Origin of the sequence: Thermobifida fusca YX (assembly GCF_000012405.1) — a bacterium.
Lineage (GTDB): Bacteria > Actinomycetota > Actinomycetes > Streptosporangiales > Streptosporangiaceae > Thermobifida > Thermobifida fusca.
Map to the genome: position 1 here is coordinate 1,991,563 of NC_007333.1, position 23,228 is coordinate 2,014,790.

20 protein-coding genes are annotated in these 23,228 nt (G+C 67.6%); 9 read left to right on the top strand and 11 right to left on the bottom strand.

The features are described from left to right. Positions 1 to 92: 92 nt before the first annotated feature. The 6 genes from TFU_RS08425 (at position 93) to TFU_RS08450 (ending at position 6,702) form a co-directional block, all read left to right on the top strand. Positions 93 to 773, top strand: a complete 681-nt coding sequence (locus TFU_RS08425) for a GntR family transcriptional regulator (protein ID WP_011292137.1) — start codon at positions 93 to 95, stop codon at positions 771 to 773. A gap of 120 nt (positions 774 to 893) precedes the next feature. Then, positions 894 to 1,871, top strand: coding sequence for a tripartite tricarboxylate transporter substrate binding protein (locus tag TFU_RS08430; RefSeq protein WP_011292138.1), 978 nt, complete (start codon positions 894 to 896; stop codon positions 1,869 to 1,871). 5 nt (positions 1,872 to 1,876) lie between these two features. After that, positions 1,877 to 2,377, top strand: coding sequence for a tripartite tricarboxylate transporter TctB family protein (locus TFU_RS08435; RefSeq protein WP_011292139.1), 501 nt, complete (start codon positions 1,877 to 1,879; stop codon positions 2,375 to 2,377). A gap of 133 nt (positions 2,378 to 2,510) precedes the next feature. After that, on the top strand, positions 2,511 to 4,013 hold the full coding sequence (locus TFU_RS08440) for a tripartite tricarboxylate transporter permease (RefSeq protein WP_011292140.1): 1,503 nt from the start codon (positions 2,511 to 2,513) through the stop codon (positions 4,011 to 4,013). Positions 4,014 to 4,043: 30 nt separating this feature from the next. Continuing rightward, on the top strand, positions 4,044 to 4,910 hold the full coding sequence (locus TFU_RS08445) for a dihydrodipicolinate synthase family protein (RefSeq protein WP_011292141.1): 867 nt from the start codon (positions 4,044 to 4,046) through the stop codon (positions 4,908 to 4,910). A gap of 73 nt (positions 4,911 to 4,983) precedes the next feature. Further along, entirely contained in the window at positions 4,984 to 6,702 is a 1,719-nt protein-coding gene (locus TFU_RS08450) for a dihydroxyacetone kinase family protein (protein ID WP_370491904.1), read from the top strand. 133 nt (positions 6,703 to 6,835) lie between these two features. On the opposite strand, the gene TFU_RS08455 is transcribed toward TFU_RS08450, so the two are convergent. From TFU_RS08455 to TFU_RS08505, 11 genes are all read right to left on the bottom strand, one after another. Continuing rightward, positions 6,836 to 7,915 (bottom strand): mandelate racemase/muconate lactonizing enzyme family protein, encoded by a 1,080-nt coding sequence (locus TFU_RS08455; RefSeq protein WP_011292143.1) that lies wholly within the window; start codon positions 7,913 to 7,915, stop codon positions 6,836 to 6,838. A 4-nt stretch (positions 7,916 to 7,919) separates the two neighbouring features. Beyond that, a complete protein-coding gene (locus tag TFU_RS08460) occupies positions 7,920 to 8,825 on the bottom strand; it encodes a 5-dehydro-4-deoxyglucarate dehydratase (protein ID WP_011292144.1) in 906 nt (301 codons plus the stop codon). Between the two features lie 58 nt (positions 8,826 to 8,883). Then, positions 8,884 to 9,765, bottom strand: coding sequence for a sugar phosphate isomerase/epimerase family protein (locus TFU_RS08465; protein WP_011292145.1), 882 nt, complete (start codon positions 9,763 to 9,765; stop codon positions 8,884 to 8,886). After that, the gene (locus TFU_RS08470; protein WP_011292146.1) at positions 9,762 to 10,928 is read right to left on the bottom strand and encodes a dihydrodipicolinate synthase family protein; all 1,167 of its coding nucleotides are present in this window, start codon (positions 10,926 to 10,928) and stop codon (positions 9,762 to 9,764) included. The genes TFU_RS08465 and TFU_RS08470 overlap by 4 nt, the downstream gene beginning before the upstream one ends. Next, a complete protein-coding gene (locus TFU_RS08475) occupies positions 10,925 to 12,079 on the bottom strand; it encodes a Gfo/Idh/MocA family protein (RefSeq protein WP_011292147.1) in 1,155 nt (384 codons plus the stop codon). Before TFU_RS08475 ends, TFU_RS08470 begins: the two co-directional genes overlap by 4 nt. Positions 12,080 to 13,106: 1,027 nt before the next feature. Then, positions 13,107 to 13,694 (bottom strand): cyclase family protein, encoded by a 588-nt coding sequence (locus TFU_RS08480; protein WP_196794324.1) that lies wholly within the window; start codon positions 13,692 to 13,694, stop codon positions 13,107 to 13,109. Between the two features lie 21 nt (positions 13,695 to 13,715). After that, the gene (locus tag TFU_RS08485) at positions 13,716 to 14,207 is read right to left on the bottom strand and encodes a nucleoside deaminase (RefSeq protein WP_011292149.1); all 492 of its coding nucleotides are present in this window, start codon (positions 14,205 to 14,207) and stop codon (positions 13,716 to 13,718) included. Between the two features lie 317 nt (positions 14,208 to 14,524). Next, a complete protein-coding gene (locus tag TFU_RS08490) occupies positions 14,525 to 14,962 on the bottom strand; it encodes a hypothetical protein (protein ID WP_234351614.1) in 438 nt (145 codons plus the stop codon). A 94-nt stretch (positions 14,963 to 15,056) separates the two neighbouring features. Next, positions 15,057 to 15,467: a VOC family protein gene (locus tag TFU_RS08495; protein WP_041428065.1), complete on the bottom strand. Its 411-nt coding sequence runs from the start codon at positions 15,465 to 15,467 to the stop codon at positions 15,057 to 15,059. A gap of 48 nt (positions 15,468 to 15,515) precedes the next feature. Continuing rightward, on the bottom strand, positions 15,516 to 16,181 hold the full coding sequence (gene def / locus TFU_RS08500; protein ID WP_011292152.1) for a peptide deformylase: 666 nt from the start codon (positions 16,179 to 16,181) through the stop codon (positions 15,516 to 15,518). Between the two features lie 307 nt (positions 16,182 to 16,488). Continuing rightward, positions 16,489 to 17,172 (bottom strand): HAD family hydrolase, encoded by a 684-nt coding sequence (locus TFU_RS08505; protein ID WP_011292153.1) that lies wholly within the window; start codon positions 17,170 to 17,172, stop codon positions 16,489 to 16,491. A gap of 418 nt (positions 17,173 to 17,590) precedes the next feature. Between TFU_RS08505 and TFU_RS08510 the strand changes: the two genes are divergently transcribed. The 3 genes from TFU_RS08510 to TFU_RS08520 all read left to right on the top strand — a co-directional run bounded on the left by TFU_RS08510 (position 17,591) and on the right by TFU_RS08520 (position 23,218). Beyond that, entirely contained in the window at positions 17,591 to 18,913 is a 1,323-nt protein-coding gene (locus TFU_RS08510) for a multidrug effflux MFS transporter (RefSeq protein WP_011292154.1), read from the top strand. 386 nt (positions 18,914 to 19,299) lie between these two features. Continuing rightward, positions 19,300 to 21,813: a tetratricopeptide repeat protein gene (locus tag TFU_RS08515; RefSeq protein ID WP_011292155.1), complete on the top strand. Its 2,514-nt coding sequence runs from the start codon at positions 19,300 to 19,302 to the stop codon at positions 21,811 to 21,813. A 424-nt stretch (positions 21,814 to 22,237) separates the two neighbouring features. After that, a complete protein-coding gene (locus TFU_RS08520; protein WP_011292156.1) occupies positions 22,238 to 23,218 on the top strand; it encodes a glucosyl-3-phosphoglycerate synthase in 981 nt (326 codons plus the stop codon). The last annotated feature ends 10 nt before the right edge of the window (positions 23,219 to 23,228 follow it).

A 23,228-nucleotide genomic window follows, 5' to 3' on the forward strand; every position in this document is an offset into this window, starting at 1 on the left:
GTTCAGATGCGAAAAACCGCACGCAGCGGACTTGACGTGCGCCACATCGCACGCCAGTCTGTTAACTGTCAACGGTTAACCGAAAGGAAACGATGCCGGAGATCTCGCCCATTAGACCGCAGGCTCTAGGGGATCAGGTCGCCAGTGAACTACGGCGCCTCATCATCACTGGCCGCTACGCTCCAGGCACCCCTCTCGTGGAAAGCCACCTGGCTGCGCAGTTCGACCTGAGCCGCGGACCAATCCGCGACGCCCTCAAGATCCTGGCGGCCGAAGGGCTCATCGATACCAACCGCCGCAGCGCCACAGTTGTGGGGCTCAGCGGGGCCGACATCGACGAACTGTTCTCTTTGCGGGAGGCGATGGAACGGTTGGCACTCCGCATCGCGCTGGACCGGGACCGGGCCAGCCTGGTCGCCGGACTCAACCGTGCACTGCATGCCATGCGCCGCGCCGCAGAGGAGCACGACCCTACCGCCTTCACAGCGGCCGACCTTCGTTTTCACTCGGTCTTCTACGACGTCGCCGAACACCGCAGGCTCGGCGACGTCTGGGCTCAATACCGGCCCACGATCGAAATGCTGCTGTTGGCATCCAATGAGCGCTACACGGACCTCACCCCCTCAGTCAGGGCGCACGAACTGCTCGCCCGCCTCATAGAGGAGGGAAACCCCGAGGCCGTGTTCGCAGAACTACATGAGCACCTGGACAACGCCAGGCGCCGGCTCCGTCAGCCTTACACAGCCCAGGAGACCACTTCAGCACAGGAGTAGCAGTCCCCCGCGTTGAGAGCGCCCCCACAAGGGGCCAGCCAGTGAATACCTCCGATCATCGGATCTCCGGATCAGCAAACACTGTTAACGAAAGTGACTCGTCACATCAAAGGAGGCGGCATGCGCCCCACCATCATCCGCACCGCGAGCGGTGTGCTCACCTTGGCCGCCCTCGTGACCGTCGCGGGCTGCGCCGACCGCGGAGCGACTGTTGAGGACGCCGCGGACTACCCCAGCAAAGACGTCACCCTCATCGTCCCCTACCAGGCTGGCGGCGCTTCTGACCTGGCTGCCCGCACGCTCGCCAACCAGATGGAGCAGCACCTGGGGACCAACATCATCGTGGAGAACCGCACCGGAGGCGCCGGTTCAGTGGGCTTGCAGCACCTGGCCGAGGCCCACGCCGACGGCTACACCATCGGCTACCTGCCGGTGGAGACCGTCATGCTGGGATTCCAGGGATACGACATCGACCCCGCCAACTATGATCTGATCGGTCAGATGGTGTCGGTCCCCGCGACTATCGCCGTCCCCGCCGACAGCCCGTACCAGACCCTCGACGACCTGCTCAAGGCCGCTGAGGAAGCCCCAGGAACCATTACCGTCTCCAACTCCGGGGCGGGCTCCATTTGGGAAGCCACGACCACGGCCCTGGGTGAGGCCACCGGCACCGAATTCAAACCGGTTCCCTTCGACGGTGGTGCGCCTGCCGTGACCGCTGCCATCGGCGGCGAGGTCGACGCCGTCATCGCCGGAATCTCGGAAACCACACCTGCCCACGCTGAAGGCCAGCTCCGCGTCCTCGCTGTCTTCGACGAGGAGCCGTCGCCCAGCCTGGAAGGCGTGCCCACCGCGATCGAGGAAGGCGTGGACCTCACCATGGGCGGCTGGGGCGGCATCGGCGCGCCCGCCGGACTCCCCGAAGAGATCAAGCAGACCTTGGAAGAGGCGTTCACAGCCGCTGCCTCTTCTGAGGAATTCACCAAGGTCATCACGGACTCCGGCAACATCCCGGTCAATGTTCCCGCGGACGAGTTCGCCTCATTCGTGGAAAGCGAGGCGCAGAACTTCAAGGCCCTCCTGAGCGACCAGGACTGATCGGCATGGCCGCTTCGCCTCCCCACGGCAGTGGCGGGCCGTCCCCTGTGGCGGCCCGCCCCGCCTCACCAGTACGTGAACTGATTCCGGCGCTCGCTGGGATCGCTGTAGCCGCCGGTGCCCTGGCACTGGCAGCAGAGATTCCGGAAAAAGCGGGGCTGACCAGTTTCAGTCCGCGCTGGTGGCCGGAAGGACTTGCGTTCCTCCTGCTGGGGCTCAGCGTCCTTCACGCCGTCCTGGCCTTGACGCGACCCGCAGCTGCAGCAGAGCGTCCTGCAGCAGCCCACCGCACTGGGGTGCTCCGGCTGACCGCGATGCTGCTGTCGATCCTCGGCTACGGCGTCCTCTGGTACTACGTGGACTTTCGAGTCTCCACGACCGTACTGCTCATTGCGCTGGTCTACCTGGGCGGTGGCCGGGGCTGGAAGGCGCTACTCGTCTTCCCCGCGATCGTCACCGCCACCCTCTACCTGCTGTTCGGCGTCCTGTTGAAAGTCCCGATCTGATGCGCCCACCACAGCGTGACCGTGTGCTCCGCCCCTGCGGCGGAGCTCCATCCGCCCCTCCCACTCACCCACCGAGAGGAGGCAAGGGCCTGCCTCCGCGCCCGTTACCGGAGCAGACGGCCCTGATGATCCGATGAGTCCTCTCGTTGCAGGCTTCAGCTCGCTGCTGGACCCCACCGTCCTGTCGTGCATCGCCCTAGGAGCGGTCCTAGGCATGCTGGTCGGTGCTTTTCCCGGTATCACCGCGACCATGGCTGTCGCGTTGGCCAGCGGCTTCACCCTGACTTTGGATCCTCTGCCGGGTCTGGCGGTGCTGCTGACCATCTACGTGTCCTCCAACTTCGGCGACCGGGTCCCCGCGATCCTGGTCAACACCCCGGGAACACCCGCCTCCATCGCCACGACCTTCGACGGCTATGCGATGGCTCAACAGGGCAAGGCCGGCCTGGCATTGACCTCGTCAGCGTTCGCCTCGGCGGTCGGCACGTTCGCCGGCCTCCTCCTGCTGATGTTTGCGGCCATCCCCTTGTCACGACTGGCCCTGCAATTCGGCCCTGCCGAGATGTTCGCCCTGGTCGTCTTCGGTTTGACGATGATGATCGGGGTTTCAGGGGGCCGAGTCGTCAAAGGGCTCATGGCCGGTGCCTTCGGGCTCCTCCTCGGTGCGGTCGGCCGTGACCCGATCACCGGCGACCTCCGATTCACCTTCGGCCTCGTAGAACTGTCCGACGGGGTTCCCTTCATCGCCGCCATCATCGGCCTGTTCGGTATCGCCGAAGTCTTCGACCAGATCATCACCCACCGCTCCGGAAGCAGCGCAGCACCGATCACCCAGTTCGGTAAGTGGTTCCCCACTCGCGCGGACTGGCGCACCATGCTCAAACCGCTGGCTGTGGGCAGCGGAGTGGGTGGTGTGGTCGGCGTAGTTCCCGCCACCGGCGGCGACATCGCCGGGATTCTCGCCTGGGATCAGGCACGGCGCGTCTCCGCCCACCCGGAGAAGTTCGGCAAAGGATCCCTCGAAGGCCTCACCGCTGCCGACACCGCCTCCAACGCCACCTTGGGCGGGTCTACCACCACCTCGCTGGCTCTCGGTATCCCCGGTGACTCGGTGATGGCTGTGATGATCGGCTCCATGATCGTCTGGGGCATCCAGCCCGGGCCGTCACTCTTCACCAGGAACCCTGAACTGGTCTACAGCATCGCGGGGATCATGATCGTGGCCACGCTGCTGGCCCTCGGACTGAGCTTGCTCCGCATGCGCAGCGTCGCCAAACTGCTCGACCTGCCGCGCCACTTTCTGTGGACGATCATCCTGATCTTCTGCATGGTCGGCACCTACGCCGTCAACAACAGTATTTTCGACGTCGGCGTGATGCTGCTCTTCGGCCTCGTCGGCCTGTTCATGCGGCGTTTCTCCATCCCGGCCGGCCCGGTCGTGCTCGGCCTCCTGCTCGGCAAGCTTGCCGAGAGCAATCTGCGCCGCGCCTTGGAGATCGGCGGGGTGTCCAACATCCTGACCAGCCCGATCGCCGTGGCAATTCTGGCGGTAAGCCTGCTGGCTCTGGTGCTGCCCGCGCTGCGCGCCATGCGGCAGCGCCGCCGCACCACCCCCGCGACCCCCGTCGCTGAGTGACCTTCCTGCCCCACGTCGAGGAGACCGCGCATGTTCGAGGCGCAACTCATTACTGCTCTGCCCACTCCCTTCACCGCTGATGAACGGCTTGACACCAGCGGACTGGCCACCCTGACCACATGGATCCGCGACAGCGGAGTCGACGGTGTCTTCGCCGCAGGCACCACCGGCGAATTCACCGCTTTGGACGACGATGAACGCCTGGAAGTGCTGCGGGTCGCGCTAGAGGTGTTCGGCCCCGACCGCACCTACGCCCATGTAGGCGCGGCCACCTCCCGGCAGGCCGAACGGCTCGCCCGAGCCGCGGTGGCCGGCGGAGCCCGCAAACTCGCCGCCATCACCCCGTTCTACCTGCCCGCTCCCGAAGACGCGGTCCTGCGCTACTTCGAACGGATCGTTGCTGCAGCGGGGGACGCTCACGTGTTCGCTTACCTGTTCCAGGCGCGTTCCACCACCCCCGCGACTCCGCCTCTCCTGCGTCGGCTTGCCGACGTCGGCGTGCGCGGAGTCAAGATCAGCGGGGAAAGCGACGCGACCGTCGCGGCGTTCCTCGCCGAGGCTCCTCACGGCTTCACGTTCTTCTCCGGAAACGACCTGTCCTATGCCGAACTCGTCCGCTCCGGTGGCACGGGGGTCGTCTCCGGAGTCTCCTCGGTGTTCCCCAAACCGTTCATCGCCTTGCGCGATGCCCTGCGCACCGGCGACGCCGCACGGGCGGCCAGCGCGCAGCCACTGGTGGAACGGGCGGTCGCCGCGGTCAAAGCAGGCAACATCGCCCACCTCAAAGCGGCACTAGCCCTGCAGGGCCTTCCCGCAGGACCGCCCCGGGTCAGTTGCGAGTCCGTCTCCGACGCCGACCTCGCAGAACTGCGGGCAACGATCGCCGTTGCGGCCTGAACTGGCCGCACCCCACCCATCCACCCGGTGTGGCGGACCCCGTTGTCCGTTGTGCTGTCCCACGAAGAAGCGAGTGAGCGACGTGGCATTGAAAAAGATCATCAACAACCCCGACGACTTCGTCGACGAGTTGACCGAGTCACTGCTCCTGGCCCACCCCGACCGGCTGCGCGCGGCTTCCCCAAACCGGCGCGCTCTCGTCCGCGCGGACGCGCCCGTGCCAGGGAAAGTCGGGATCGTGACCGGCGGCGGCTCGGGTCACCTGCCCCTTTTTCTCGGCTATGTCGGCCAAGGGCTGGCGACCGGTGTCGCAATCGGCAACGTCTTCTCTTCTCCCTCCGCCGAACAGATCGCCGCAGCCACCCGCGCCTCCCACGGCGGGAAAGGCGTGCTCTACCTGTACGGCAACTATGGGGGTGACATCTACAACTTCGACTTGGCCGCTGACATCGTCGCCGCCGAAGGAATCCGCACAGCGACCGTGCTGGGCACTGACGACATCATGTCGGCGCCGAAAGGCAAGGAGGCGACGCGGCGCGGGGTGGCCGGGCTGTTCTTCGCCTACAAGACCGCGGGTGCGGCTGCCGAACGCGGCGATGACCTGGACCGTGTCCGGGCCATCGCGCAACGCACAGTCGACGCCACCCGGACTATGGGGGTGGGGCTCTCACCGACGATCCTGCCCGCAGCGGGGGAGCCCACCTTCACCCTGGCCGACGGTGAGATGGAGATCGGTATCGGCATCCACGGCGAGCCGGGCAGCTACCGGGGCCCGTTGGAGACCGCGGACGAAATCACCGACCGGTTTCTCACCGAAATTCTTGCTGAACTGGACCCCGCCCCGAACCAGCGGGTCGCGGTCTTGGTCAACGGGCTGGGGGCTACTCCGCTCGAGGAGCTCTACCTCATCTACCGGCGGGCCCACCAGATCCTCACCGAACGCGGAGTGATCATCCACCGCCGCTACATTGGCGAGTTCGCCACCAGCCTGGAGATGGCGGGAGCGTCCCTGTCGCTGCTGCTGCTCGACGACGAGCTGGCGGAACTCCTGGATGCGCCTGCCGCTTCCCCGTTCTTCTCTCAAGGACAGACCGCGCCCGTAGAGCCGGTCGAGTCCGCCACCGATGTTCCTGGTGCCCAAGCGACCGCGGCAACCGACACGCAGGTACGGCGCACCGGGCGGGCCAGCACCCTGCGCACCCTGCTCCTCGATGTCCTGGCTGACCTGCCCAGGCACGCTGAAGAACTCCGTGCCCTGGACGCCCGCCTCGGCGACGGTGACCTGGGAATCACCGTGTCCGCCGGTGCGGACGCGGTCCGCGAGGCACTGCTGGCTTTGCCGGAGGATGTCCACCCGGCCGACCTGCTGCGGGCCGCAGGGGTGGCGTTCGCTTCTGCTAACCCCTCCACTTTTGCCGCGCTGGTCGGCGCCGGACTCTTGGGGGCTGCGGCCGAAGCTGAAGACCTCACCGAACTCACCCTGGCACACGCCATGCCGATCACCACGGCTATGGCCCGGCGCGTCCAGGAACGCGGCGGCGCCCAGCGCGGCGACAAGACCTTCCTGGATGTGCTGTGGGCGGTCGTCGACGCGCTGCCTGCCGCGTCTGATGCGCGGACAGCCGCCGCAGCCGCGGCCAACGCTGCGGAACGCACGGTCTCTGAGACCCGGAACCTGGTTTCGGCTCGGGGTCGGGCTGCTTGGGTGGGCCAGCGCAGCGCCGGAGAACTCGATCCCGGGTCGGTGGCAGTGCTGCGTTTCCTGGAGGATCTGCGCGACCGGATCAACTGAGATCCTGCCGGTCTGCTGCTTCGCTTGATCGCGCAGCGGCCCCTTTCTTCTCTGCTCCGGTCGCCGTGGCCCGGCACGGGTTGTGCTCTCCTTCACACGGGCGGGAGGAGAGCACAACCCAGGGCGGTACAGGTCACCCGATGGGGGCCAGGTCGGCCGCGAACTCCAGTCCGTGGCCCGGGCCGGTCTGCGCGGTCGCCCACCCCGCGCTGATCTCCACACCGCTCGGGCGGGCCAACGCTCCCAGCGCCGCGAACGAGGCGCGGTCGATGTCTTCGACCATGGCCACCCTCGGGAGGCACAACGCTAGTTGGGTGGAGAGTTCCGGCAGCAGGTGGGGGGCTACCGGCACGCTGTGCCGGGCGGCCAGCTCCGCGATCCGGAGAAACGGGGTGATACCGCCCACTCGCACCGCGTTGGGCTGGGCGATGTCACACACCCCCAGTTGCAGCGCGGTTTCGAATTCGGCGATCGTGCGCAGGTTCTCCCCGATCGCCAGCGGAATCCGGGTGTGTGCCCGCAGCCGCGCATGCGCTGCCAGGTCATCGGCGGGCAGCGGCTCTTCCACGAAGTACGGGTCGAACCGTTCCATGGCGGCGAGGGCCCGGATCGCTGTCGGCAGGTCCCAGCGCTGGTTGGCGTCGATCATGAGGAGCCGGTCCGGTCCGATCAGCTCCCGGACGGCTGCGACCCGTTCCACATCGCGTTCCAGCTCGGGCGAGCCCACTTTGATCTTGACCGCGCGGTGGCCGGCGGCAAGCCAGCCTCGCACCTGCTCCAGCAGCTCGTCCAGGGAGTAGTCGAGGTTGACTCCGCTCCCGTAGGCGGCCACCCGGTCGCGCCGCCTCCCGATCAGGTCCACCAGGCTTGCCCCGGCGGCCCGTGCGGTGAGGTCCCACAGCGCGATGTCTACCGCGGCGATCGCCATGAGGGTGAGCCCGCTGGTTCCGGCTTCCCGCAAGTGCCAGCGCAGCTCCTCCCAGCGGGCGTACGGATTCGCATCGCGGCCCAGCAGCACAGCCGGGCAGTCGTTGCGGAGCAGGGCCAGCACCGCCCCCGCCCCGATCAGCGGAGTCCAGGCGAACCCGGTACCGGTCTGTCCGGTGTCGGTGGCCACTCGGACCACGACCACGTCGTTGCGGTCCACCCCGCCGTCCCAGGCCCGGTGCAGCGGCAGCCGGTACGCCTCAGCGGTGATCTCGGTGATCCGCATAGGGTCACTGCTCCTTGAGCAATGCCAGGCCGGTGTCGATGATCGTGCGCAGTTCCGCGAGGTGCTCTTCACTCGGGTCGACGAACGGCGGCCGCACCCCGCCCACGTCCGCGCCACGCAGCCGCGCCCCCGCCTTGATCAAGGAGACCGCGTATCCGGGGACGCGGTCCCGCAACCGCACCAACGGGTCGTAGAAGTCGCGGAGCAGGCGGTCGGCGAGTTCCTCGCCCGCGTGGGCGGCCCGGTAGAACGCGGTGGCAACCTCGGGCACGAACGCGAACGCCGCCGAAGAGTACAGCGGCACCCCGATCCCCTGGTAGGCGTGGAAGGTCAGTTCGGCGGTGGGCAGGCCGTTGAAGAAAACAAAGTTGTCGCCGCGCCGCTGCCGGACGGTCAGCACGATCTGGCGCATGGTGCCCACGTCGCCCACCCCGTCTTTGAACCCCACCACTGTGGGGATCTCCGCGAGCTCGGCCGCGCTGTCCGGGGTGAACACCATGGTGCCCCGCTGGTAGACGATGACCGGAATGTCCACGGCGGAGGTTACTGCGCGCACGTATTCCACCAGGCCGCGCTGGGGGGCGTGCACCAGGTAGGGCGGGAGCAGCAGGACCCCGTCCGCGCCCAGTTCCCGGGCCGCGGTGGCCTGCTCGATCGCGGTGCTCACACTGCCCCCGGCGCCCGCGATCACGGGGACCCGTCCCGCGGTCACCGCGACGGCGCGGCGCACGACGCGGGCGTGCTCCTCAGCGGACAGGGCGTGGATCTCACCCGTGCCGCAGGCCGCGAAAACGCCGCCCGCCCCATGGTCGAGTCCAGAAGCCACGTGCTGTTCGAACGCGGCCTCGTTGACGTCTCCCCGCTCGTCGAAGGGGGTCAGCGGGAAGAACAGGATTCCGTTGAAGTCCATGTGGGCTCCTTGGTTGGTGGTCCGGGAAAGATTTCCCGGACCACGGGGGTGGGTTGGCTCAGATGACGTACTGCACGTGTCGGCGGGCCACGGTGGCGATCACGGCGTCGCCGTCGGCCTCCCACACGTCAGCGTTGAAGATTTCGACTTCGATGTCGCCGGTGTATCCGGCGGCGTCCACGGCGCGGCGCAGTCCACCCACGTCGGCGTAGCCGTCACCGACCATGCCGCGGCCGAGCAGGGCGTCCGCGGGGATCGGCAGCACCCAGTCACACGCCTGGTAGATGGCGATCCGTTCCCCGGCCCGAGCGATCTGCTCGTAGACCTGGGGGTCCCACCACACGTGGTAGGAGTCCACCACCACGCCCACCGCTGCGCTGGGGAAGTTCTCGGCGATGTCCAGGGCCTGGCCGAGCGTGGAGAGCACGGCTCGGTCGGCGCAGAACATGGGGTGCAACGGCTCCAAGCCGAGACGCACCCCTCGTTCCAGGGCGTAGGGGACCAGTTCGGCGAGGCCGTCTACCACGCGGGCCCGCGCCCCCGCCAGGTCGCGGTCGCCATCGGGGAGCCCGCCCACCACCATGACCAGGCAGGGGGCGCCGAGTTCTGCTGCTTCGTCGATGGCGCGCCGGTTGTCGTCCAGGGCTGCCTTGCGGTCGGGGCCGGTGAGGAATCCGGCACGGCAGTAGGAGGAGACGCGCAGCCCGGAGTTGCGGAGCAGCCGGGCGGCGGCGGCCAGTCCCATGTCCGCGACGGGTTCCCGCCACGGCCCGATCGCGGGGATTCCGGCGCGCTGGCAGCCGGCGACGGCTTCGGCCAGGGTCCACCGTTTGACCGTGGCCTGGTTGAGGGAGAGGCGGGCCAGCCGCGGGTCACCGGGCTGGGGGGTGGGGATAGCCGCGGGCTTTCCGGACGGAACGTCGATGGCGGTGTCGGTCACTGGTCCACCCCGTAGACGGTGAGGAGGGTCCGCATCCGGGACACTGCGGTTTCCGGGTCGGTGAGCACCCCTGCGGCGTCGGCGAGGCGGAACGCGGTCGCCAAGTGCGGCAGGTCGCGGGCGCTCTGCAGGCCACCCACCATGGAAAACCCTTTCTGGTGTCCGTTGAGCCAGGCCACGAAGGTGATGCCGGTCTTGTAGTAGTAGGTCGGTGCGGCAAAGAGGTGCCGGGACAGCGGCACGGTGGGCGCCAGGAGGGCGCGGTAGCGGTCGGTGTCGCCGTCGTCGAGGGCGCGCAGGGCCTCGGCAGCGGCCGGGGCGATCGCCGCGAAGATGCCGAGCAGGGCATGGGAGTGGCCGTCGGCATCCCCCAGGATGAGGTCGGGGTAGTTGAAGTCGTCGCCGGTGTAGAGCCGCACCCCGTCAGGAAGCAGGGTGCGCAGCCGCACCTCCAAGGTGTCGTCGAGCAGGGACACTTTGATGCCGTCGACCCGGTCGGCGTGGTCGGCGATGAGCGCGGCCACGGCGTCGATTGCTTCAGCGGGGTCGGTGTACCCCCAGTAGCCGTCAAGGGCCGGGTCGAAGACCGCGCCCAGCCAGTGCAGGATGACGGGCCGGTCCACGTCGGCGAGGAGCTGCCCGTACACCTTGGCGTAGTCGTCGGGGCTCTGCGCGGTGGCGGCGAGTGCGCGGCTGGCCATGATCACGGGGGTGGCTCCCGCGTCCTGGACCACCGCCAACTGTTCCCGATACGCCTTGATAACGCTTTCCAAAGTGGCCTGGCTGGGCTCGAGGTGGTCGGTTCCCACCCCGCAGACCAGGGGCGCGTTCCGCGCGGTGGCTTCAGCCGCGCTCCGCCGGATCAGTTCGGCGGTGGCGGCCCAGTCCAACCCCATCCCGCGCTGGGCGGTGTCCATCGCGTCGGCGACCCCCAGGCCCTGGTCCCACAGGTAGTGCCGGAAGGCGAGGGTGGCGTCCCAGTCGAGCTGGGCGGGCTGCCCAGGCCCGTTGCTGCCCAGCGGGTCGGCGACGACGTGCGCGGCAGCGTAGGCGACACGCGACCGGGCCGGGGTGGTGCGGGTCGGGGTGACGGGAGTGCCGAGGACGGTGTACGTCTCCAGCTCCCCGGTGGGAGTGGGCAGCCGCAAGGTCAGCGAGGTCACGGCAGCGAGACCTCCTCCAACTCCACGGTGCGACCGGTCTTGGCGGACTGCAGCCCCGCTTCGGCGAGTTGGAGGCCGCGCACGCCCGAGAGCAGGTCGTGGGGGAAAGGCACATCCGTGTACAGGTGGGTGAGGAACAGCTCCCACTGGGCACGGAAACCGTTGGGGAAGTCGCCGTTGTCAGGAACGACCTCCCACTGGTCGCGGTAGCCGCCCGGGTCCACCGCGTCGGGGTCCCACACGGCCTTGGGTGTGACGGAGCGGTGCTGCACCTTGCAGTGCCGCAGTCCCGCAACCGCGCTGCCGTGGGTGCCGTCCACCTGGAACTCCACCAGTTCATCCCGGTTGACCCGCACCGACCAGGAGGAGTTGATCTGCGCGACGATTCCGCCTTCCAGTTCGAACACCGCATAAGCGGCGTCGTCGGCAGTGGCCTGGTAGCGCTGCCCGTTTTCGTCCCAGCGTTCAGGGATGTGGGTGGCGATGCGCGTGGTCACGGTGCGCACCGGGGCGAAGAGCTGCTCCAGGATGTAGTGCCAGTGCGGGAACATGTCCAGCACGATGCCGCCGCCGTCTTCGGCCCGGTAGTTCCAACTGGGGCGCTGCGCGGGCTGCCAGTCGCCTTCGAACACCCAGTAGCCGAACTCGCCGCGGATGGACAGGATGCGGCCGAAGAACCCGCTGTCGATGAGGCGGCGGAGCTTGAGCAGGCCGGGGAGGAAGAGCTTGTCCTGGACGACGCCGTTCTTCACGCCGGCGTCGCGGGCCAGCTTGGCCAGTTCGATGGCGGCACTGAAGTTGTCGGCGATCGGCTTTTCGACGTAGACGTGCTTGCCCGCGTTGATGGCGCTCCGAACCGCGGCTTCGCGGGCGTGCGTGATCTGCGCGTCGAAGTACACCGAGATCGAGTCGTCAGAGAGGACCGTGTCGAGGTCGGTGCTCCACCGCTCAATGCCGTGCCGCTCAGCGATGGCGCGCAGCTTCTGTGCGGACCGCCCCACGAGCACCGGTTCCGGGATGATGCGGGAGCCGTCGGGTAGCTCCACCCCGCCGTCCTTGCGGATGGCCAGGACCGACCTGGTCAGATGCTGGCGGTATCCCATGCGTCCGGTGACGCCGTTCATGGCGATACCGAGCACGCGATCACCCATATGTCGTCCCACCTTTCTCATGAAAGCGCTTTCCAAAGTATGCCAAACCCGCGCCGAACGCCAGTGCCCAGGCGAATCCTGCTGCGCTGCCACAGGAGAAAGATCCTCGCCCCGACCTGACTGTACGGTGATTTCTCACTCTCCGTACCGGAGAGGTAGACGATCGGCTACTTTTTTACCCGTTCGACGGCCTCTTCGTCCCCTCCCCACCGTTCCAGGGAAACCGGTTTCACCCCCGACTCGGCGGTTCTCCCGGACTTCACGCCGGGTAGTGCCAAGGGCTTACGCCGCTGTCTCCTGAAGGCCGGGCTGCCGTGCTCCTGTCCGTGTCGGCACGGGGAGGGGAAGCTCCCCCGGCGGGAGCACACGCTCTTCCCTGGTGCTATCCGAACTGTCTCGGGGGATTCTCCGGGATTCTCCGGTCAGCCCACCGGCAGATCGTCTCGGGAAAGGTTTTTCCCTCGCATTTGCGCGCTCCGCTTCTCCGACATATTTCTGTTCTCCCAGTCCTTGGGCCTCGGTTGCTCCCGGAGGTTTTCGCAGAGCTTTCCCATGGCGTGCGGCCGAACGCCTCGGACAAGGGAATACCCGTCTCGGCAAGAGAACCGCGCTTCCCCTTTCCAACGGCGCGCAAAAGGACGACGGTCCCTCAGTCTTCCCTGCTGTGACGATGGGGATGCATGCCCGGAGCGGCGGAAGAGGGCTTGCTCGACCCCATCCGGAATACGCAACTCCGCCGCACTCGATACCACCAGGGGAGCCTTTGCTGCCTTTCCAGCAAAGGCTCCGAACTCATTTAGAAAATCGTAGGGGACACATTATGTCCGCAATTCTGTTCGGAGAGTCGGGCAATACGCGGGGCAGCGCCGCGTCTACCGTCTGTTTTCCAGCGGCGTTCTTTCTTCGCCCGGGTTTTCCTCGCCGCGTTGCCCGGAGCGGAACCCAGGGGACGTACCGCTCCCCCACTTCTGTGTGCTCAGAGGCCGGAGCGTGGTGTCCGGCCCGAGCCGGAGCCGAACAGAACAGCTCAGCTCAATTCGGCCACCACGCGCACCGGCGCGCCGTCCGCTGCCAAGCGCAGCGGCAGCGCGTACACCCGGAAGTCCCGTCCCGCCACGCGCTCCAGGCCGGTCAGGTTCTCCAAGATGAGCACGTCCCCGCGCAACAGCGTCTGGTGGACCGCGAACGGTTCATAGTCGACGCTGCACATGTCCACTCCCACCATGGACACTCGGCATTCCACCAGGTATTCGGCGATGTCCAGGGGAAGCGGCGGATAGTCGGTGAAGTAGGACGGTTCATAGTAGCGGTCGGCCATACCGGTGTGGAACACGACGATGTCGCCCGCGGCGATCCCCGCCTGCTGGACTGTGTCCAGCGCGAACCCGCCGCGCGCGTCGATGTAGCGTCCCCGGCCAACGAAGCGCTCCACGGGGTAGCGGTCCAGGTGGGCTCCGTCGGCCACCATGTGGCTGGGCGCGTCGACGTGAGTGCCCGCGTGCGTACCTAGGGAGACGCGGTGGCAGCGGTAGCCGGCACTGTCGATGTCGGTCACAGGGTCAACCCGGACCTCCGGGTCGCCGGGATAGACCGGGGTCTGCGCGGTGACGGGCACGGACAAGTCCACGAACACGGCTCAGCCCCGGTTTGCTGACACGCGGTGGAAGCGGCGGTGCAGCTCCCGGACCTGCTCGGCAAGTTCCGGCACAGGACCTTCGACCGTGACTCCGGGGACGACCTCGCGAATCGGCAAGGCCCGCACCGGAGGAGCGGGAACCCCGAGCTCAGCGAGCCACTCCATGAGCTGCGCTGAGGAGCTGGCGTAGACGATGCGGCCCAGGCCCACCCAGCCGTGCGCGGCCGCGCACATCGGGCAGTGCTCGCCCGAGGTGTACACGGTGGCCTCAGCCCGTTCGTTGGGGGTGAGGTTCCGGACCGCCCACCGCGCTAGCGCGAACTCGGGGTGGCGGGTGCGGTCCCCTGACGCCACCCGGTTGTGGTCTTCGGCGAGCACCGTGCCGTCGCCCGCGACCAGTACCGAGCCGAACGGTTCATCCCCTGCTTCCAGGGCCTGGGCCGCGAGTTCCACGCAGCGGCGCAGGTGCCGCACGTCAGTCTCGTCAACCATCGGTCCTCCTTCCCACCGCTATGCCCCATCGTCACCGGGGCGCCGGAAGCGACCTTAGCTGCTGGGGTGCGCACTGTCGGGATAGCGGTGGCTTCGCCGTTCAGGAACGCTGCAGGGCGCGGCCCGATCCCGATCAACGGCAGCCACACCTTCAGGCTTGTTGCTACCGGTAATGCGCTCATCACCCCCAGCACCACCATCTGTCGCGGCGCCTCGTCGCTGACCTGCACGCCTGACGGCCCGCCCGGGAGTGTGCCCAGGGCAGGCCCACACTTCTCCCGGGCCTCTCCGCCAGGTGGCGCAGCCCTGGCCTGCTGCTAGCCCTGGCCGAGGAGCGGGCGCAAGTCAGCCGGATCGGTGATACGGCGCAGCGCGGTCAGCCCGGCCGGCTCTGCGGGAGCGAACACCCGCACCACCCAGTCCGTGTCGAGCACCGCGGCCGCCACCCAGGACTGCGCCGTCTGCAGCACGGTGAAAGAGCGCGGCGTCCCGTCCACGGTGAGCGTGCGCTGCGACCAGGCCGCGTCCGGCGCGGGCGCGGGTGCCGCCCAATCGGCTGCGCCCACCGTGCAACGCTGCATCAGGTCGCGTTCCGCGCAGAACGCGCGCAGCCACCGCTCCTCTGGAGGCGTGTCGGCGGCCCAGCCGCGGACCGTGATCTCCACGTCCAGGTGGGCGTCGACCGAACGCCACCCGAAGTCCACGACCACCTTGTCCGGCAGGGTGCTCCCCGATGGCACCGTGGCAGAACTCACCCGCCCCCGCTCAGTCCAGCCGACCGGAGCGAAAAGCGGAACAGCGGAGACCAGTGCGGCCACTGAAACAGGCGTGCCATTCATCGTCGACAGCTCAGCCTTCTCTCGTATCAGGCCAGGGCCGGTAGCGCAGCGGATGGTCCTCAGGAACCTCCACCACACAGATCCGCAGTCCATCCGGGTCGGCGATCCACATTTCGATCAGCCCCCACGGCTCACGCCGAGGCTCCCGGAGGATCGTGGCGCCACGCGCCGCCAGCTCCGCGTGCGCGGCAGCGGCGTCGGGCACTTGCAGCCACAGTTGCACAGCCTCCGGGTCCGGGGGACGGTCACATCCCCCGGACAGCTCCAGGAAGCCACCGCCGAGGAAGAACACCGTCCCCCGCTGCGTGTCCGTGTCGAACTCGCGGTAGATCGCCAGCCCGAGAACGTCCCGGTAGAACACGCGGCTGCGTTCCAAGTCGGTGGGGCGCAGCAGGATACGGCTGCTGAGGACGTGCACCATACCCCGATGCTACGGGGACGTCCCCGTTTCCCAGCGGAGGACAGGCGGCTATTCGAAACGCATCGACTCGGCGTTCTCCGCGCGGCGGGCAAACACCTGGTCCCTCATCTCCTCCATGGCTTTCAGGACCTTCTTGCGTTCCCGCTTCGACAACCGGTCGATGTAGAGGCGTCCCAGCGTGTGGTCGGTCTCATGCTGGAGGCAGCGCGCAAAATAGCCGGAGCCTTCCACGGTCACCGGGTTGCCGTCACGGTCGAAACCGGTGACCCTCGCGTACGGGGCGCGGGCAAGTTCGGCGTGCGGGCCAGGCACCGACAGGCAGCCCTCGTTCTCCACCACTAGCCCTTCCTCTTCAGCCCCCCACGTCTCCAGCACCGGGTTGATCACGTGTCCCACGTGACGCACCCCGTCGTCGTCAGGGCAGTCGTAGACGAACACACGCAAGTCCACCCCCACCTGGTTGGCGGCCAACCCCACGCCTTCGGCGACGTACATGGTGCGGAACATGTCGTCGATGAGCGTGTGCAACTCGGGGGTGCCGAACTCCGTGACGTCGGCGTTGCGGCGGTGCAGGACGTCCTCACCGACGACGGTGACCCGCAGCACCTTGCCGCGGGCGGCTTCAGGCGCCCACGTGGGGTAGGAGTCCACTGGCTTGCCTTGGACTCGGACCCGGGTGTCGATGGAGCTTTCGGACACGTGCTGCTCAGACATCGCTTGACTCGTCTTTCCAGATGATCGGGCGGCCGCCGCACCGGGCTAGGAGACGGGTGGCCGTACCCCGGACGTCGTAGCGCCAACAGTTCGGGCATGGTACCGGTGACCGCACCCCGGTGTTCCTGACGATAACGGACACTCGGGAGTGGGATGTCCCCGTCCAGGGATGGTGCTGCGCACGTCGCGAGACGAACCGTGCCCAGGAAGCCGGTCCCGGCACTGTTCCCACTATGCTCGGGAGCCTTCCCCGCCATGCCCTGCTTTCGCCGCCGCGCACAGTCACGGCCGTGCCGGGGTGCGGCCCCTACGGCGAGCGATCCGCAGGATCCGCGGTGAGCAGCCAGTCCACGAGCTCCACCACTCCCCTACCGTTGGGGTGGGCGGTGACCCGGTCGCTGGCCTGCTTCACTGCTTCCAACGCGTTGGCGACCGCCACCCCGTGCCCGCACATGCGCAGCATGGTGCAGTCGTTCTCCGCGTCCCCTACCGCGACCGCGGCCCGCGGGGAATGCCCTAGGCGACGCAGGGCAGCGGCCACCCCTGACGCCTTGTCCACCCCGCGGGGGAGCACCATGACGGCGCCCTTGTTGTGGATCACCTGCAAGGCCAGGCCCAGCTCTCGGATGCTGTCGTCGACAGCACGGTCGTGCGGGTCACGAGTAGCGACAATCACCTCGCCGACGGCGAGCGGGTCCACGCCGCGGGCGCGCAGCCGGGCCAAGAACTCGGCGGGAGGCGGCGCAGCCAGCGGCCAGTGGACAGGACGCCTGGGATCGTAGAGCACCCCGCCGTTTTCCGCGACGACCAGGTCGAACAGCGCCACGTCGGGGAAGACGCTGCACAGGTCGTCGAAACGGCGGCCGGTCGCCAGAACGAGACGGCGGCCTGACGCGGCCAGCCGCGCCAAGGCGGCCACGACCGCGGCGTCAACCTTGCCTTCTGAGGCGAGTGTGGCGTCATAGTCGCAGGCCAATACGTGGTACTGCATACCCGTCTCCATCGGATCGGGAATATTTCGCCGCGTCCCGCCCAGCCCTCGAATGCGGGGAAGCGGAGTGTGGCGCGTGGTCTTATCGGACGCGCACCGCCGCGGTGGCGGCCCTCACAGCCCGCGGTTTCCCCTGCGACGACGCTGTTTCGGGAACGTGCCGCACGTCACGCCCCCATAACCGGATTTCGGTGGATTATCCCTGCCGCCCCGTGTTGTTGTCAGGCGCGTATCCCCGCGAGGTTCTAGTCTGACCTCGGTCGGGACTTCTGGTTCTCGTGCGAACCGCCTCCGTGTGAGGGCACGACGGAGGGGACACCCCAGGTGTTCCGAGTGCGGCCCCAGCGGATTCTCCTGCGCCCCGTCTGGCGCACCGTCTTCCTGTCTCGTCCCTTCGACGTGTTTCCGGAGTCTGCCGTTGTCTCTGACCGCTCTGCGTTCTCGCACGCCTGTGATCTCCGCCGTGCTCCGGGCGCCCGCTCCTCGGCGTCCGACCTCTGCGCCCCGGCCGCAGCAGCGGCCCCAGCGTTCCGCGGCGCTGCTGGTCTTCGTGCTGAGCCTGCTGACCGCCACGAGCGCGCTGGCCACTGACCTGTACCTGCCTGCCTTCCCGGAAATCGCCGCTGACCTGGGGGCGACCGAGTCCCAGGTGCAGTTGACCCTCACCGCGATCATGGTGGGTCTGGCCGTGGGACAGCTCGTGCTCGGCCCGCTCAGCGACCGCTGGGGGCGTCGGCTTCCTCTCCTGATCGGCGCGGCGGTGTTCACCCTGTCTTCGCTCGCCAGCGCGGTAGCCCCCTCCACGGAGGTGCTGAGCGCCCTGCGGCTGCTGCAAGGCTTCTCCGCCGCGGCCGGCGCGGTGATCTCCCGCGCCGTGGTCCGGGACATTTTCCACGGAGAGGACAGTGCCCGCTTCTTCTCCCGACTGTCTCTGCTGACCGGAGTGGCGCCGATGGTTGCCCCGATGCTGGGCGGCCAGCTCCTGCTGGCCGGCTCCTGGCGGCTGCTGTTCGTGGTGCTCGCCCTGATCGGCGTGGCGAACCTGGTCCTGGTGTATGTGGCGTTGCCCGAGACCCTGCCCCGCACTCCGGCTGCCGGCCGCGGCACCCAGCGCGGCTCGGTTCTGGGTGCGCTGCTGCGGCTGCAGCTCGACCCGCGGTTCATGGGGCCGACCCTGGTGATGTCGCTGAGCTTCGCGATGACCTTCACCTACATTTCCGCGTTCTCCTTCGTCTCCGAAAGCGAATTCGGCACCACCCCGCAGCAGTTCAGCCTGATCTTCGGGGTCAACTCGCTGGGCATGGTGCTGGGCAACCAGGTCAACACCATGCTGATCAACCGGATGGACGGCCCGCGCCGGCTGTTGGCCGGGCTGCTCGGCGCTCTCGCCTCGGTCGCTGTCCTGGTGGGTCTGGCGATCTCCGAGCAGGCGAACGTGGTCGTCGTAACCGCCGCACTGTTCACGATGATGTTCTTCACCGGGCTGATCTCGCCCAACGCTACGACGCTGGCGATCGCCAGCCAGCCCTCCTCGGTGGCGGGCACCGGTTCCGCCCTGCTGGGCGCGTTGCAGTTCGCGATCGGCGGCGGCCTGGCCGCGACCACCGGCATGGGGGAAGGCGGCGAGGCGAGCCTGCTGTCGATGTCCGTGGTGATGCTAGTGACCGCGGCCGCGGCCGGCGCGGTCTTCGCCGGGTGGGCGTTCCTGGCCCGCCGGGTTCCCGCGCCGCGCACCGCCTGATTCCAGGCTGGAAGGTTGGTGGTTAAAGGGCCGCTCCGTGCAGAGGAGCGGCCCTTGTCCTGTCACGACTGCTTAGACGCACTGGCTGGGCCAAGGCGTCGGCTCCCCGCGGGATTCGCCGGTGCGTACCCTCGCAGGATCATCGGCAGCCCTGGAGTGTCCAAGGTGGGCCGCGGCTAGGTATCCCGGCCGACAGCAAAGGTCTCGTATGGCGTGCCGCGAGCCGTGCAGGAAGCCGGAGTCGCTGCTCGGCGCGTACTTACGCGCTCTGTTGTTGCGCCACAGGGGCGGCATTCCGGCTTGTTGCTGTTTTCAGGGATTGGGATGCTTGTCTCTTGCGTCTCATCGAAACGGAAATGGCAAGCTGGCGGGGCGAAGGTGCGGGTATGCGGCGACGTTCACTCTGGTCGTTTCTCATAGCAGGGTTTTTCGCGCTGGTGGCCGTGGCTCCACAACTGCTGGCCGCCTACCAGGTCACTGTGCCCTGGGCAGTGACTGTGGCTACCGTGATCGCCGCATTGGCCGCACTAGCGCTGGGGGCATGGCAGCACCGCTACGAGCAGGACGCTACACGCCGTGACGAGCAAGATCGTGCCCTCAGCGAGGGCTGTCTGACCTTACCTTCGGGCAGGCTCCCCAAAGTCCGGGATTTCAGTAACCCCCGAGACTGGGGGGTGCACCCTGCTGCCACTAGCGGTGCAACCGCGTCGATACCGCCTTTCGTGCCCCGTGACGTTGACGAAGAGCTCCGCACCCACCTTGCCACGAGTACGTTTGTGCTAGTGGTGGGGGACTCCACCGCAGGCAAAACCCGGTGCGCTTTCGAAGCAGTCCAAGCCGTACTTCCTCACCACACTCTCATCATCCCCACCACTGTCTCAGGGATTGCCGCTGCTTTGCGGGCCGCTGAGCAGCACCCCAAGTGCGTGCTGTGGCTCAACGACATCAACACCTGGTTTTCTGCCCCCGAGCTGACCCGGGAAGCTGTCTCTCGGCTGCTCGCCCCCGCTCGCCGTGGGCACCGCGTCGTAGTGGCCACTCTGCGTGCCGCTGAAGAGAATCAGTGGCGCACTATTCCCGAGGACAGCGCGGTCGCAGACACTCATCGCAAGGTCCACGACCTGCTGAGCCGCGCCCACCGTATTTTCCTGCCCCGCCTGTTCACCCCCGCTGAGCGGGAACGCGCCCGGAACTATGCCCGCGATCAGCGGATCGCCGACGCTTTGCAGCAGGCCGATGAATACGGGATCGCTGAGTACCTGGCCAACGGCCCCCAACTGCTGGCGGAATGGGAGAGCGCGTGGAGTGCGAACACCGATCCCCAGGCGCCCAGCCACCCTCGCGGCGCCGCTCTCATTGCAGCCGCTGTCGACCTACGCCGCGCCGGCTATGCTTCCGTGCTCCCCCGGCGTCTCATCGAGGAGGTGCACGGCCACTACCTTGACCAGCAGGGCGGCCACCGGCTCAACCCCGAGGCCCTGGACGACGCCTGGCAGTGGGCCACCCGCCCACGCCGTGGCACCACCCGTCTTCTCACTCCCCACGATCCTGACCACGTCGACGTGTTCGACTATCTGGTCGACTCCGTCCAACGCCGCACCCGGGCAGGTGATCACGTGCCCGAACACGTCATCACCACCGCTCTGACCTACGCCGCCGCGACCGACGCCCACTCCATCGGTATTACCGCCAAAGCCGACGGCCGCTACCGACTAGCCGAACACGCCCACCGCCAGGCCTACACCACACGCGCTGACGAGCACGGCCCCACCCATCCCGACACCCTGGATAGCCGCAACAACCTCGCCCTGGCCCTGCACGACCTGGGACGTTTGGAAGAAGCCGAGACCGAGTACCGTGCCGTCCTCGACGCCCACCGCCGCATCCTCGGCGACAACCACCACCGCACCCTCGCCATCCGCAGCAACCTCGCTTCACTCCTGCAAGCCCTAGGACACTTCGAGAAAGCCGAGGCCGAATACCACGCTGTGCTCGACGCCCACCGCCGCATCCTCGGCGACAACCACCCCCACACTCTCACCATCCGCAGCAACCTCGCTTCACTCCTGCAAGCCCTAGGACACTTCGAGAAAGCCGAGGCCGAATACCACGCTGTGCTCGACGCCCACCGCCGCATCCTCGGCGACAACCACCCCCACACTCTCACCATCCGCAGCAACCTCGCTTCACTCCTGCAAGCCCTAGGACACTTCGAGAAAGCCGAGGCCGAACACCGCGCTGTGCTCGACATCCGCCGCCGCATCCTCGGCGACAACCACCCCCACACTCTCACCATCCGCAGCAACCTCGCTTCACTCCTGCAGGGTCAAGGACGCTTGGTAGAGGCCGCGGCCGAATACCACGCTGTGCTCGACGCCTACCGCCGCATCCTCGGCGACAACCACCCCGACACGCTCGCCATCCGGGGAAGCCTGGCCTCAGTCCTGCAGGCCCTGGGGCATCTCGAGAAAGCCGAGGCCGAATACCACGCTGTGCTCGACGCCTACCGCCGCATCCTCGGCGACAACCACCCCGACACGCTCGCCATCCGGGGAAGCCTGGCCTCAGTCCTGCAGGCCCTGGGGCATCTCGAGAAAGCCGAGGCCGAACACCGCGCTGTGCTCGACGCCTACCGCCGCATCCTCGGCGACAACCACCCCCACACCCTGATCAGCCGCAACAACCTCGCTTCACTCCTGCAGGATCAAGGACGCTTGGTAGAGGCCGCGGCCGAACACTGCGACGTTCTCGCCATCCGCCGCCGCGTCCTCGGCGACAACCACCCCCACACCCTGATCAGCTTGGAAAATGTCGCTTCAGTCCTGCAGGCCCTGAGGCTCTCAGTCGAAGAACTCCGCGGCGACGACAGTGACCGCAACGCTCCAGAGTGCCGCGGTTGAGCACCATCCTCCGCGGAGAGGCATCCCCGACGGTGAGGTATCTCAGAATCTCTGTCTGGAATGTGGGTCCACGTTCGGGCTGAGCGTGCGCTGACACGAGTGCTCACAACCGGCTTGAACCAGGATGGACGATTCTGGTGCCCCGTCCCTCAGGAAAGCCATCGTCACCCCGGTTCAACCCGCAGTCCGGGGTCCTCGGCTGCTTTGCCACGACTCCGCCTCAGTACGGGTCCGCCCGCCTCACACCCGGGGGTGTGGGGCGGGCGCCGTCATGCCGAAATATGGGGATCCTCCCACCAAACCAGTACCTGGATGTTCATATCGGGCAATCTTGGTTAGGGATAGTGCGCATATCCGCTGGGCTTGACGCCCCCGTCCGGGGTACCGGGCGGTCGACTCCTGCCGCAACCGTGAGGAGTTGCCCATGATGCCAACGCGCACCCGCCAGTGGCTGTCCAACCGGATGAGTTCCCACCTCGAGTGGCCTGCCTCCCGCGTTGCCGACCTTAAAGGAGACACCACGGTCAGCGTCGTCTTGCCCGCTAAAGACGAACAGGAGACGGTGGGAACGATCGTCACCACCATCCGGGAATCCCTCGTGGAACAGATTCCGGTCGTCGACGAGATCGTCGTGATCGACTCGCGGTCAACCGACGAGACCGCGAAGGTGGCGGCGCGCGCAGGGGCCACGGTCTACGCCCAGGACGACATCCTGTCCGACCTGCCCGGACTGTGGGGCAAAGGCGAAGCACTATGGAAGTCGCTGGCTGTCACCAACGGGGACATTGTGGTCTTCGTCGACTCTGACATCCGCAACTTCGGGACGCATTTCGTCACCGGCCTGGTTGGCCCGCTGCTCGCCGACCCGTCCCTGGCCTACGTCAAAGGCTGCTACAGTCGCCCGCTCCGCCAAGCCAACTCGTACAGTCCCTTCGACGGGGGACGGGTCACGGAACTGCTGGCCCGTCCACTGCTCAACATGTGCTGGCCGGAACTGTCCGGATTCATCCAGCCTTTGGCCGGAGAGTACGCCGGGCGGCGCGACGTCCTCGAGTCAGTCCCGTTCGTCTGCGGCTACGGCGTCGAGTTCGCGCTGCTTGTGGACTTGGCTGAGCTGGTGGGGGTCGACCGGATGGCCCAAACCGACCTGGGCAGCCGGGAGCACTCCCACCAGTCCACCGCAGCCCTGGGCCGTATGGCGGGGCAGATCCTCGACACCGCGTGGTCGCGAATGCACCGGCAGGGCATCGTCGTGCCCAAGCATCCGTTTTCGCGGGGAATCACCCAGTTCGTGCAGACCGATTCCGGCTACGAGTCACTGGACTGGGACGTCCAAGTCAGTGAGCGCCCGCCGATGCGCCACGTGCTGGAGGAACGCGGGGTGCCCCGCCCGCGGCAGCCGTGAGCAGTTCCGC